General features: G+C 65.3%; 12 protein-coding genes and 1 pseudogene. 6 read left to right on the top strand and 7 right to left on the bottom strand.

Features of this window, described 5'->3' with window-relative positions; genetic code table 11:
• From ASE59_RS19455 to dusB, 4 genes and pseudogenes are all read right to left on the bottom strand, one after another.
• Positions 1-1,000 (bottom strand): annotated as a pseudogene (locus tag ASE59_RS19455) (PAS domain-containing sensor histidine kinase); the annotation flags it as partial.
• Positions 1,001-1,080: 80 nt separating this feature from the next.
• A complete protein-coding gene (gene ntrC, locus ASE59_RS03140; protein WP_056451845.1) occupies positions 1,081-2,535 on the bottom strand; it encodes a nitrogen regulation protein NR(I) in 1,455 nt (484 codons plus the stop codon).
• Positions 2,532-3,599: a two-component system sensor histidine kinase NtrB gene (locus ASE59_RS03135; RefSeq protein WP_056451843.1), complete on the bottom strand. Its 1,068-nt coding sequence runs from the start codon at positions 3,597-3,599 to the stop codon at positions 2,532-2,534. Before ASE59_RS03135 ends, ntrC begins: the two co-directional genes overlap by 4 nt.
• Positions 3,575-4,570, bottom strand: a complete 996-nt coding sequence (dusB, locus tag ASE59_RS03130) for a tRNA dihydrouridine synthase DusB (RefSeq protein ID WP_056451841.1) — start codon at positions 4,568-4,570, stop codon at positions 3,575-3,577. Before dusB ends, ASE59_RS03135 begins: the two co-directional genes overlap by 25 nt.
• Positions 4,571-4,662: 92 nt before the next feature.
• On the opposite strand from dusB, the gene ASE59_RS03125 reads away from it, so the two are divergent.
• From ASE59_RS03125 to ASE59_RS03115, 3 genes are read left to right on the top strand one after another with little or no spacing between them, the layout of a single operon-like run.
• Positions 4,663-5,805, top strand: coding sequence for a bifunctional 2-C-methyl-D-erythritol 4-phosphate cytidylyltransferase/2-C-methyl-D-erythritol 2,4-cyclodiphosphate synthase (locus tag ASE59_RS03125; protein ID WP_056451839.1), 1,143 nt, complete (start codon positions 4,663-4,665; stop codon positions 5,803-5,805).
• The gene (locus ASE59_RS03120) at positions 5,802-6,317 is read left to right on the top strand and encodes a hypothetical protein (RefSeq protein WP_056451837.1); all 516 of its coding nucleotides are present in this window, start codon (positions 5,802-5,804) and stop codon (positions 6,315-6,317) included. The genes ASE59_RS03125 and ASE59_RS03120 overlap by 4 nt, the downstream gene beginning before the upstream one ends.
• A 4-nt stretch (positions 6,318-6,321) precedes the next feature.
• Positions 6,322-6,861 (top strand): CinA family protein, encoded by a 540-nt coding sequence (locus ASE59_RS03115; RefSeq protein WP_056451835.1) that lies wholly within the window; start codon positions 6,322-6,324, stop codon positions 6,859-6,861.
• On the opposite strand, the gene ASE59_RS03110 is transcribed toward ASE59_RS03115, so the two are convergent.
• Both ASE59_RS03110 and lipA read right to left on the bottom strand, forming a co-directional pair.
• Entirely contained in the window at positions 6,783-7,283 is a 501-nt protein-coding gene (locus ASE59_RS03110) for a type II toxin-antitoxin system RatA family toxin (RefSeq protein ID WP_056451834.1), read from the bottom strand. The two genes, ASE59_RS03115 and ASE59_RS03110, sit on opposite strands and share 79 nt — an antisense overlap.
• Entirely contained in the window at positions 7,283-8,209 is a 927-nt protein-coding gene (gene lipA, locus ASE59_RS03105) for a lipoyl synthase (protein WP_056451832.1), read from the bottom strand. Before lipA ends, ASE59_RS03110 begins: the two co-directional genes overlap by 1 nt.
• A 107-nt stretch (positions 8,210-8,316) precedes the next feature.
• On the opposite strand from lipA, the gene ASE59_RS03100 reads away from it, so the two are divergent.
• Positions 8,317-8,943, top strand: a complete 627-nt coding sequence (locus tag ASE59_RS03100; RefSeq protein WP_156359850.1) for a carbonic anhydrase — start codon at positions 8,317-8,319, stop codon at positions 8,941-8,943.
• 148 nt (positions 8,944-9,091) lie between these two features.
• On the opposite strand, the gene aspS is transcribed toward ASE59_RS03100, so the two are convergent.
• A complete protein-coding gene (gene aspS / locus ASE59_RS03095; protein WP_056451828.1) occupies positions 9,092-10,885 on the bottom strand; it encodes an aspartate--tRNA ligase in 1,794 nt (597 codons plus the stop codon).
• Between the two features lie 118 nt (positions 10,886-11,003).
• On the opposite strand from aspS, the gene rnd reads away from it, so the two are divergent.
• Together rnd and ASE59_RS03085 are read left to right on the top strand one after the other, a co-directional pair.
• The gene (gene rnd / locus ASE59_RS03090) at positions 11,004-12,179 is read left to right on the top strand and encodes a ribonuclease D (protein ID WP_056451827.1); all 1,176 of its coding nucleotides are present in this window, start codon (positions 11,004-11,006) and stop codon (positions 12,177-12,179) included.
• Entirely contained in the window at positions 12,176-12,508 is a 333-nt protein-coding gene (locus tag ASE59_RS03085) for an I78 family peptidase inhibitor (RefSeq protein WP_056451825.1), read from the top strand. Before rnd ends, ASE59_RS03085 begins: the two co-directional genes overlap by 4 nt.
• Positions 12,509-12,689 lie beyond the last annotated feature (181 nt).

Raw genomic sequence — 12,689 nt, 5'->3', positions numbered from 1 at the left:
CCCCCACCAGCGCGCCGACCGGTCGGACGAGCCGGTCGGCGACGGCGAGCGCGACGAACACGGCCAAGCCGACGATCAGCAGCGAGACGACGAACAGCGCGATGTTGAGCCGGAGCTGGACGCTGCGCGAGCGATTGATGAGGGCGTCATAGTCCGACAGGATTGCCTTGGTACGGTTGACGCGTTCCTGCAGCTTCGCAAAGTCGATATCGCGCGCGGAATAGACGAAGTAGGGCGTGTCGAGCACCCTCGTCACCGATTGAACCTGTCCGCCCCGAACGCTGACATAGCTCTTCTTGCCCGAGCGCAGCGCCGCGATCGACTTGGGATCGATGCTCCAGCGCAACGGCCCTTCGTAGATGGAAGCGGACGCCAGTGATCTCGGCCGACCGTCCGACGGAATGTCAAACACGACCGAGTCGCTCAGCGAGCGGATGAACATGCTTTGTTGATAGGTAAGGCGAAACTCATCGCTATCCATTGAATAGCGATTGTTGAGCAGCAGGCGTCTGACATCCGAAGCTACAGCGACATTCTCGTTATCGACCGCTTCGAGGAACTCGTTGTAGGAAGACTGGGCAAGCGTTTGGGCATTTTCGAAAATGCCGCGTGCGCTGGCCGATGACCAGAATTCGACGCCATATTGGAACAGGAACGAAGCGACGACCGTCACCAACAGCATCGGCACGCTGGCGAGGATCGAGAACAGCGCCACCAACCGGACGTGCAGCGTGCCGGTGCCGCCGATTTCGGAACGCGCCGCACGCCGCTTGGCGATACGGCGTCCGATCAGTACCAGCAGCGCCATCGCCGGGATCAGGTTGGCGACCAGCACGACCGCCATCAGCGACGGCGATGGCAAGCGTCCGCGCGCCGCCTGACTGCCGTCGAACAGGAAATAGCTGCCGATGCCGACCGCGACCGCCAGCAGCAGGACCGCTACCTCGATCGCCGGGAACCAGCGCGCCGGGATGGAGGTGGCCCGAGCCGGTTCCGTCAACGCTGCACCCATAGTTGCCGTTTTACAACATTCGGCCGGCAACGCACGTCAAATCGCAACATGGTCGAAAAGCGGACCGATCAGCGTTCCTTGTCAGCATGATAGGATCGCAGTGCCGGATCGATGCCGAGATCGTCGAGCCGTTTGCGCAGGGTGTTGCGGTTCAGCCCCATCGCCTTTGCCGCGCGCAGCTGATTATTGGCGTGGCGATCGAGCATCGCTTCGATCAGCGGGCGTTCCACGTCGGAGATGAGCCGGTCGTAGAGCGTGCCGTTGTCGAGCGCGGCCGGTTCCTCCCGCGCGATGCGGCGGACCCACGAGCGGACTGCCTCGTCGAGGTCGGTATCGGGCAGGGCTGTGGGCCGGCCGGTCGCCTCGCCCAGACTGCCGCGCAACTCGCCGGCCTCGATCACCGCGTCGCGACCGAGGACGGCGACACGACGCATCAGATTTTCGAGTTCGCGGACATTGCCGGGCCAGTCGTGACTCTTCAGCAGGGCCAGAGCCTCGGCGGTTAGCGACTTGCGCGGCAGGCCGTCACGGGCCGCCTGATCGAGGAAATGACGCGCGAGCAACGGGATGTCCTGCCGGCGTTCGCGCAGCGGCGGCAAGGCGATCGGCACGACGTTGAGGCGATAGAACAGGTCTTCGCGGAACTGGCCCGACTGAACCTGCGCGGCCAGCGTCTTGTTGGTGGCGGCGACGATGCGGACATCGGCGCGGATCACGCGGGCGCCGCCGACGCTGGTGAATTCGCCCGATTGCAGGACGCGGAGCAGCCGGGTCTGCGCCTCCATCGGCATATCGCCGATCTCGTCGAGGAACAGCGTTCCGCCCGCTGCCTGTTCGAACTTGCCGGCGGAACGCTGCGCCGCGCCAGTGAAGGCGCCGCGTTCGTGGCCGAACAGCTCGGCCTCGATCAGTTCGCGCGGGATCGCCGCCATGTTGAGCGCGATGAAGGGCGCACGGCGGCGGCGGCCGAGGTCGTGGATCGCGCGGGCGACCAGTTCCTTGCCGGTGCCCGATTCGCCGGTGACCAATACGGTGAGGTCGGTGGCGACGACGCGGGCGATGACGCGGTACACGTCCTGCATCGCGGGCGACCGGCCGATCAGCGGCAGCGACGAATCGAGCGCCTCGACCGGCGGTTCGTCGGCCGCCCCTGCCCGCCGCGCCAACGCGCCGCGGACGGCGAGGGCGAGGGTGTCGAGATCGAACGGCTTGGGCAAATAGTCGAACGCTCCCGCCTCGGTCGCGCGCACCGCCGTCGTCAGCGTGTTGCGGGCCGACAGGACGATGATCGGCAGGTCGGGATATTCAGTGGCGAGCGATGCAGCCATCTCCAGACCGTCGCCATCAGGCAGGACGACGTCGGTGACCAGCACCGCGGGCAGCCCGGCGCGCAGCTCGGCGCGAAGCTGGCCGAGGGTCGCAACGCTCTGCACGTCATGCCCCTCGCGCCGCAACGCCTGCGCGACGACGGTACGGATCGCGGCATCGTCGTCGACCAGCAGGATACGCGCGGGGCCGGTCATGCGCGCGGCAGGTGGATGCGGAACACGGTCATCGGCGGATATCCTTCGCGGGCATAGCGGACCAGGCCGCCCATCTCACCAACCAGCTTCTCGACCATCGGCAGGCCGAACCCCCGCCCTTCCCGCTTGCCCGAGACAAAGGGTTCGAAAAGGTGGCCGGCGATATCGGCGGGCGCACCTGGGCCGTTGTCGGTCACGGTCAGTTCGATCGGCACCGCCCGACGTCCGCCGCCGATGGCGTGCGACATGCCGTGGCGATAGGCGGTGCCGATAACGATCCGGGGTTTCTCCACCTTATCAAGCGCTTCGGCGGCATTTTTGAGCAGGTTTACCATGACCTGGACAAAGGCGTCGCGATCGATCCGGACCGGGGGGAGCGAAGGATCGAAGCGTTCCTCGATCGTCACGTCGCGTGCAAAGCCGGCCGCGGCAAGCTGTACCGCATGGGCGAGGACGGGATAGATGTTCTGCGCCAGCAGCTCGCGCGGCCGGTCGTCGGTGAAGTCCTGCATCCGGTCGATCAGCGCCGCGATGCGATCGACCTCGGCAATGATCAGGTCGGTCAGCACCGGGCGATCGTCGACATCGCCCGACAGTAATTGCGCCGCGCCGCGAATGCCCGAGAGCGGGTTCTTGATCTCGTGCCCCAGCATCGCCGCCGCGCCGATCGCGGCGCGCGCACCTGCCGCCTGTGGCATGGCATGGCCCGCGCGCAGGCCGTAGAGCATGACGATGCGCCATGCCGATCCGTGCGCGGCCGGGCTGTCGTGGAAATCGACGCGCAGCCGCCCGCCGCGCTTCAGCTGCAATTCGCAGTCATAGCTGGCAAAGGCGCGTCCGTCGCGTTGCTCGGCATAGCCGGGCGGCAACGAGATGATCTGTTCCAGCGACAGGCCACGCATCGCCCGGTCGGACAGGTTCAGCAGCAGTTCGGCCGCGCCATTGGCATGGGTGACGCAGCCGGCATCATCGAGCACGAGCGCCGCGACCGGCAGGCCCGCGAACAGGTCCGCAAAGTCCGGCATCGCCGTCGACGACGTCACGCCGCCGCGCGCGAGCACCATGGTGCGTAGAATTCGTCGAGCATCGCCAGTACCGTCGTGGCGCTGGCTTCCTGATTAACCTTGTTCCGGAAATCGGCGGAGCCATGCAGCCCCTTGGTATACCAACCGATATGCTTGCGCATCATGTTGACGCCGGTTTCGGCCCCATAATGGTCAAGCATCATGTGATAATGTTCGAGGATCAGGCAATATTGTTCCTCGATCGAAGGATCGCCCGGAACATGGCCACCCGACAGTGCCGCCATGACCTGCGCCAGCAACCACGGCCGGCCATAGGCGCCGCGACCGATCATCACGCCGTCCGCGCCGGACTGTTCAAGCGCGGTCCGGGCGTCGTCGACCGAGCAGATGTCGCCGTTCACGATCACCGGCACCTTGACCGCATCCTTCACCAGGCGGACGAACCCCCAGTCGGCATGATCGCGATACATCTGATTGCGGGTGCGGCCATGGACGGTCACCATCTGCGCGCCCAGATCCTCGGCGATATGCGCCAGTTCCGGCGCGTTCAGGCTGCTATGGTCCCAGCCCATTCGCATCTTGACCGTTACCGGCACCTTTACCGCCTTCACCACCGCAGCGATCAGTTCGGCGGCGAGCGGCAGGTCGCGCATCAGCGCCGATCCGGCATCGCCGTTCGTCACCTTGCGCACGGGACAGCCCATGTTGATGTCGACGATCGCCGCGCCCTTGTCCTCGGCAAGCTTGGCCGCCTCGCCCATTTCGACGGGCGTGCAGCCGACGAGCTGCATCGACACCGGTTCCTCGACCGGGTCCCACATCGCCTTCTGGATCGACTGGCGCGTTTCGCGGATCGCGGCCTGGCTCGCGATCATTTCGGTGACGTTCAGCCCCGATCCATGCCGCCGCACCATCTTGCGGAACGGCAGGTCGGTGACGCCAGTCATCGGCGCGAGGATCACCGGCATGTCGATGACGACATCGCCGATACGGATGGGAACTAGGGTCATGGACTGTGCCTGAAAATCGGGCAGCTCCTAGCGCAAAGTGCCACGTAGGGCAAGGCTGGCGGGGGCACGCGCCTTGCGCTAGGCGGACGGCCATGCAGACCGGATCAACAGTCGCGCTGATCGTCGCCGCCGGGCAAGGCACGCGATCGGGCAGCGCCACCCCGAAGCAGTTCGTGCCAGTCGCCGGACGGTCGATGGTCGCCCATGCCCATGCGGCGCTGTCAGCGCATCCGGGTATCGACCGGGTAGTCGTGGTGATCGGTGCCGGACAGGCCGACGCGCTGCGTGCCGCGATCGGCGAAGTCGAGCATGTCATCGGCGGGGCGACCCGGCGTGAAAGTGTGGCCGCCGGTCTCGCCGCGATCGGCGATGCGGCACGGGTGCTGATTCACGATGCGGCACGGCCGTTCGTGCCGGCCGACACGATCGACCGATTGCTCGCGGCGCTCGACCATGCGCCCGGCGCGGTACCGGTGCTGCCGGTCGCCGATACGCTGGCGCACGGCGGCACGGCGTTGGGCGATGTCGTACCGCGCGCCGCGCTGGTCCGGGTGCAGACACCGCAAGCCTTTGCCGTGCCCGCGATCCGTGAGGCGCATAATGCATGGGACGCCAGCGCCGAAGCGACCGACGATGCGCAGATGCTGCGTGCTATCGGGCTGGAGGTCGCAATGGTCGAAGGAGACCCGATGCTCGACAAGATAACCTATCCGGCGGATTTCGCTCTGGCCGAAGCGCGTGCCCTCCCCGCGCTCGTATCGCGCAGCGCCACCGGCTACGACGTCCATCGCCTCGAAACCGGCGAGGAATTGTGGCTGGGTGGGGTGTTGATCCCGCATGATCGCGGTCTTTCGGGGCATAGCGACGCCGATGTCGCGCTGCATGCCATCACCGATGCCCTGCTCGGCACGATCGGCGCGGGTGATATCGGCACGCACTTCCCGCCAAGTGATCCGCAATGGCGCGGTGCCGAATCGGGACAGTTTCTCGCCCATGCCGCCGAGCTTGTTCGAGCAGAGGGGGGCATCATCGACTTCGTCGACCTGACGCTGATCTGCGAGGCGCCGAAAATCGGTCCGCACCGGGCGGCGATGCGCAGCCGGATCGCCGACATCCTGGGCATCGGGGAACGGCAGGTGAGCATCAAGGCGACGACCAGCGAGCGGCTGGGCTTTACCGGTCGTCAGGAAGGGATTGCCGCGCAGGCGATCGCAACGATCCGGGTGCCGGCATGAAGCGCTTCGCGGCCCTCCTCGCGCTGTTCGCCTGCGGTTCGGCGTCCGCGCAGGCTCAGCCATCCTGCGTGACGGCTGCCGAAGCGGAAGCGCTGGTGCTGTTCGTCGCGCCCGAACTGATCCGCCAGGCCGGCGCACGCTGTGCCAACGCCCTGCCGGCTACGGCGCTGATCCGGCGGACCAGCGGGCCGTTTCTCGCCCGCTATGAAGCCGAAACCGAGGCGGCATGGCCTCAGGCGAAGGCGGCGCTAGGCCGGCTGACCGCGCCGCAGGCGCTCCAACTGCTCGATTCGTCGTTCGCGGCCCCGATCGTCGCGTCGCTGATCGCACCGATGGTGGTCGGCAATATCGAACCCGCCGACTGTCCGCGGATCGAGCGCGCCGCCAATCTCGTCCAGTTGCTGCCGCCGCGCAACGTCGCCGGCCTGATCGTGTTGTTCGCACAGATCGATGCCGACCGCCCCAACCCCCAAATGCGCCTGCCGCTTTGCGGACAACGTGCCCGGAATTGATGTAATGGACAGTATCTTGCCCCCCGAACTGGTCGATGCCGCACGCCGGGTCGTCGACGCGAACCGTGCGGCCGGTCGACGGATCGCGTTGGCGGAAAGCTGCACCGGCGGACTGGTGTCGGCGGCGATTACCGAAATTCCGGGTTGCTCCGATGTATTCAGCGCAGGGTTCGTGACCTATTCGAACGATGCCAAGGTCGATCTGGTGAAGGTCAGTTCCGACGTGCTGGAAACGTTCGGCGCGGTATCGATCGCGACTGCGTGGAGCATGGCACAGGGCGCGCTGGAGGTGACCCAGGCCGATGTCGCGGTCGCGATCACCGGCGTCGCCGGTCCGGGCGGTGGCACCGAGAAGAAACCGGTCGGTACCGTGGTCTTCGCCCGCGCCGAAAAGGGCGGCGATCCGGCGAAGGTCGTGGCCGACCTGCGCCAGTTCGGCGATCTTGGGCGTGGCGGTATCCGGCTTCAGGCCGCGCTGTGTGCGCTCGAACTGCTGCTGCCGCCGGAGGTGGCACCCGAGGAACCGGTCGCCGAATCGCCGTAAAGGGCGGCGGCGCGATCTTCGAATGCGCCGATCATCTTGCGCAGCGCGCGATCGAAGACCTGCCCGGCCAGCATTTCGAACATGCGGCTCTTGAACTGGAAATCGACGCCGAAATCGACATAGCAACCGCCCTGACCATCGGGGCGAAAACGCCAGTCGTTGTTCAGATATTTCAGCGGCCCGTCGAGATAGTCCACCCGGATATGGTCGGGCCGCTCCTTCTGCACCTTCGACGTGAAGCTTTCGCGCAGTCCCTTGAACCCGACGATCATGTCGGCGACCATTTCGGTTTCGCTGTTCGACCGCACCCGGATCGCGCTGACCCATGGCAGAAATTCGCCATAGCGCGCGACATCGGCGACCAGATCGAACATCTGTTCGGGGCTGTAGGGCAGATGGCGGGTTTCGCTATGCTTGGGCATCAGGCGCGAACAACGCCAAGCTTCGTATCGCGGTTCGCCCGCATCCGTTCGAAATCGTCGCCGGCGTGATAGCTCGACCGGGTGAGCGGCGACGATGCGACCAGCAGGAAACCCTTTGCACGGGCGATGGCGGCGAAGCCGTCGAACGCCTTGGGCGTCACGAAATCGATGACCTTGGCGTGCTTGGGCGTCGGTTGCAGATACTGGCCCATCGTCAGGAAATCGATGTCGGCAGAGCGCATGTCGTCCATCACCTGATGCACCTCCAGACGCTCTTCGCCGAGGCCCAGCATGATGCCCGACTTGGTGAAGATCGACGGGTCGAGCTTCTTGACGCTCTCCAGCAGCCGCAGCGACGCGTAATAGCGCGCGCCCGGACGGATCGTCGGGTAGAGGCGCGGCACGGTTTCGAGATTGTGGTTATAGACGTCGGGGCGCGCCGCCACGATCATCTCGACCGCCGCTTCGTGCTTGTTGCGGAAATCGGGGGTCAGGATCTCGATCGTCGTGATCGGATTCGCGGCGCGGATCGCCTCGATCACCTTCACGAACTGCTTCGCGCCGCCATCGGGCAGGTCGTCGCGGTCGACCGAGGTGATGACGATGTGGTTCAGCCCCATCGCCGCCGCCGCTTCGGCGACATGCCGCGGCTCCATCGGGTCGACCGCGCGTGGCATGCCGGTCTTGACGTTGCAGAATGCACAGGCGCGGGTGCAGGTGTCGCCGAGGATCATGACGGTCGCGTGCTTCTTCGACCAGCATTCGCCGATATTCGGGCAGGCTGCTTCCTCGCAGACCGTGGTCAGGCTTTTCGAGCGCATCAGCGCGCGGGTTTCAGCCACGACCTTTCCGGTCGGTGCCTTGACCCGAATCCAGTCGGGCTTGCGGGTCCGTTCGGGGCGGGGCAGCGGCGTCATCTCGTTCATTCGTGTCAGATAGCGATGCGCGGCGAAACGAACAACCGCCTGCAACGTTCGCGGCCCCCGTGCGTCTAGCGATCGAGGGAAGGTCTATATCATATGACGGAGATTGATTGATGCACTTCAGCGACCTCAAAGAGGGCTATTATCGCTTCCGCGGCACCGAATGGCAGCAGGAACGCGAACGCTGGAGCGAACTGGCGACGGGTCAGAGCCCGAAGGTCATGGTGATCGCCTGTTCCGACAGCCGGGTCGATCCGGCGACGATCTTCGGCGCACGGCCGGGCGAAATCTTCGTGGTGCGCAACGTCGCCAACCTCGTACCGCCGTTCGAGGACGATGGCGGGCGCCACGGCGTTTCGGCAGCGCTGGAATTCGCGGTCACGAAGTTGGAGGTCGAGGAAGTCCTTGTCCTCGGCCACGGAGCCTGTGGCGGCGTCAACGCCTGCCTGACGCAGGCGTTGGCCAATACCAAGCCGGGTGAAGGCGGCTTCGTGGCGCACTGGATCGATTTGCTCGACGAGGCGCGCGAGAAGGTGGTGGCCCAGCACGGCACCGGACCCGAAGGGCAGAAGGCGCTGGAACAGGAGGGCGTGAAGGTCTCGCTCCAGAACCTGATGACCTTCCCGTTCGTCAAGGAGCGGGTCGAGGCCGGCAAGCTCAAGTTGCACGGCGCGGTCTTTGCGATCGAAGACGGCCGCCTGCGTGTGCTGGAAGGCGAAACGTTCGAAAACGCGTGAGGCTTTAAGCTCCTCCCCGCTTCGCGGGAAGGGGACCACTCGCAGCATGGTGGAGGGGGATCGCCTCGCAACGCGAGGGTAGTGGAACAGGACAACCCCCTCCACCCCACGCTAACGCGAGCGGTCCCCCTTCCCGTTCCGGGGAGGATTATTCCTTCGGACCGTCGACGGTCACGCGGATGTTCAGTTCGCGCAGCTGCTTTGGCGTCGCGTAGTTCGGTGCGCCCATCATCAGGTCTTCGGCCTTCTGCGTCATCGGGAAGGTGATCACCTCGCGGATGTTCGGTTCATCCGCCAACAGCATGACGATCCGGTCGACGCCCGGCGCCGAGCCGCCGTGCGGCGGGGCGCCGAACTTGAACGCGTTGATCATGCCCGCGAAGTTCGTGTCGACGTCTTCCTGGGTGTAGCCGGCGATCTCGAACGCCTTGTACATGATTTCCGGGCGATGGTTCCGGATCGCGCCCGACGACAGCTCCACGCCGTTGCAGACGATGTCGTACTGATAGGCTAGGATGTCGAGCGGGTTCATCGTTTCCAGCGCTTCCATCTCGCCCTGCGGCATCGAGAAGGGGTTGTGGCTGAAGTCGACCTTCTTCGCGTCCTCGTCATATTCGAACATCGGGAAGTCGACGATCCAGCAGAATTCGAAGCGCTTGTCGTCGATCAGCCCAAGCGTCTCGGCAACGCGGGTGCGGGCGAAGCCGGCGAGCTTGGCGGCTTGTGCTTCCTTGCCGGCGGCGAAGAACACGCCGTCATCGGGGCCGAGGCCGAGCGCTTCGGCGATCTTCGCCATGCCTTCCTCGCCATGGTTCTTGGCGATCGGGCCGCCCCATTCACCGCCCTTACGGGTGGCGTAGCCGAGGCCGGCAAACCCTTCGGACTGTGCCCAGGCGTTCATGTCGTCGAAGAATTTGCGGCTCTTGTCGGCGGTCTTGGGCGCCGGCACTGCACGGACCACGTCGCCCGCCTCTACGATCGAGGCGAAGCGGCCGAAGCCCGATCCGACGAACAGCTCCGACACGTCGGTGATGAGCAGCGGGTTGCGAAGGTCGGGCTTGTCGTTGCCGTATTTCAGCATCGATTCGCGGTAGGGAATGCGCTTGAACGGCAGCGGCGACACGGTGCGGCCCTTGCCTTGCCAGTTGGCATATTCCTCGAACACGCCGTGAAGGACCGGTTCGATCGCGGCGAACACGTCTTCCTGCGTGACGAAGCTCATCTCGAAATCGAGCTGGTAGAACTCGCCCGGCGAACGATCGGCGCGGGCGTCTTCGTCGCGGAAGCAGGGCGCGATCTGGAAGTACCGGTCGAAGCCGGCGACCATCAGCAACTGCTTAAACATCTGCGGCGCCTGCGGCAGCGCATAGAATTTGCCCGGATGGACGCGGCTGGGGACCAGATAGTCGCGTGCGCCTTCGGGCGACGACGCGGTAAGGATCGGCGTCTGGAATTCGGTGAAGCCCTGATCGATCATCCGGCGGCGAAGCGACGCGATGACGTTCGAGCGCAGCAGGATGTTCGCGTGCAGCCGTTCGCGACGAAGGTCGAGGAAGCGGTAGCGCAGGCGAATGTCTTCCGGGTACTCGGCCTCGCCGGCGACCGGCATCGGCAGTTCCTGCGCCGCCGACTGCAGCGTCGCGGCGCGGGCGTAGATTTCGATCGCGCCGGTCGCAAGGTTCGGGTTCCTGGTCGCTTCGCTGCGCAGTTTCACGCTGCCGTCGATGGTCAGCACCGATTCGGTCCGCGCCGATTCGAGCAGCGCGAGCGCTGGCGAATCGCTGTCGGCGACGATCTGGGTAATGCCGTAATGGTCGCGCAGATCGATGAAGAGCACGCCGCCATGGTCGCGCTTGCGATGCACCCAGCCCGACAGGCGGACGGTATCGCCGTCGTTCGCGTCAGTGAGCTGGCCGCAGTTATGAGTGCGATAGGCGTGCATTGAGGAACCTTTACGATGATCGATCCCCGCAGGTGCGGGGGAGCGTCGATTTGGATGAGGCGCGCTTCCCTCCCCCACCCCCTTTTGTCAAGGCGCGGATCCTTGCTATGCGGGCGTGATGCATATCCATCCGTTGATCGAGGACAGCGCGACCCTCGCCGCCCTCTGTACCCGCCTCGCCACGTCCGACTTCGTTGCCGTCGACACCGAATTCATGCGCGAGAACAGCTATTGGCCAGAACTGTGCCTGATCCAGATCGCCAATACCGAGGAAGCGGCGGCGATCGATCCGATGGCACCGGGCATCGATCTGACGCCGCTGCTGAACCTGCTGACCGATAACGAGGACGTGCTGAAGGTCTTCCATGCGGGCGGGCAGGACATTGAGATCGTCTACAACCTGACCGGCAAGACGCCCTTCCCGATGTTCGACACGCAGGTGGCGGCGATGGCGCTGGGTCAGGGGGAGCAGGTCGGTTATTCCAATCTGGTCGACGCCTATCTGGGGATTACCGTCGACAAGGGCGCGCGGTTCACCGACTGGTCGCGCCGGCCGCTCGATGATCGGCAGATAGACTATGCGATCGCTGACGTGACGCATCTGTCGGTGATCTTTCCCAAGATGCTGACGAAGCTGCGCAAGACCGGGCGCGGGCTGTGGCTGGACGAGGAGATGGAGCGGATCGGCGATCCATCCAACTATTTCAACGACCCCGAGACGGTGTGGCAGCGCATCCGCGTCAACAGCCGCAAGCCCGAAGTGCTGGGCCGGTTGAAGGCGCTGGGCAAGTGGCGCGAGTTGGAGGCGCAGGGCAAGGATCTGCCGCGCGGGCGGATCGTCAAGGATGAGACGATCGCTGATCTGGCGGGCAATCCGCCGCGCAAGCAGGCCGATCTGGCAAAGGTGCGCGGGCTGTCGGCGGCATGGGCGCATAACGATATCGGCGCGCGCATGATGAGCGCGCTGGCCGAGGCGAGGCCGTTGCCGGCCGATGAGATGCCGGGGCGCGACGAGCGCAAGCCGGCATTGGGCAAGGAAGGCGCGCTGGTCGCCGACCTGTTGAAACTGCTGCTAAAAATCCGGGCGAACGAGATCAAGGTCGCGGCGCGGCTGCTGGCGCGGTCGGACGATCTGGAGGCGCTGGCCGCCGGGCAGCGCGAGGGGCTGTCGATCCTGAACGGCTGGCGGTTCGAACAGTTCGGGCGCGATGCGCTGGCACTCGTCGAGGGTCAGCTTGGGTTCACCGTGCTGGGTGGACGATTGAAGATGACCCGAGCGGAGGTGGTGGAATGAAGCAGTTTGCGTTGATGGCAGTCGCGGTGGCCGGTTGTGCCGAACAGCAGACGCCGCCGCCGGTGCGGACGTCGCCGCCGACCATGGGATCGCGGCCGGTCGGGCCTAGCGGGGCGCCGCAGATCGACAGTTGCGGTCTGGGTTCGATCGGCGATCTGGTTGGCAAGGCGGTGACCGAGACCACGGCCGACGATGCGCGCAAGCGGTCGGGTGCGCGGGCGGTGCGGGTGATCCGGCCGGGGATGATGGTGACGATGGACTTCCGGCCCGATCGGCTGAACATCGTTGTGGATGATAAGGGTAATGTGACCAACTTGCGCTGCGGATGATGCCTGCGGAAGTTGACAAAGGTTACGGTACGCCTGTCTTCCAAAGACGTTAAACTGCAATGATTGCAGCGATTTGGCCTGCATGTCGGGCGCGGAAGTTGACACGTTGCCACTTTGACGTTCGCTCGACGCGTTTCTTGATCCGGACGGTGGAAAGAGCGGCCGGAGGGTCGCAAATCCA

The organism is Sphingomonas sp. Leaf10 (assembly GCF_001421245.1).
GTDB lineage: Bacteria > Pseudomonadota > Alphaproteobacteria > Sphingomonadales > Sphingomonadaceae > Sphingomonas.
The sequence above is the reverse complement of the archived record's forward strand: the minus strand, read 5'-3'. Positions and strand labels throughout refer to the sequence as shown.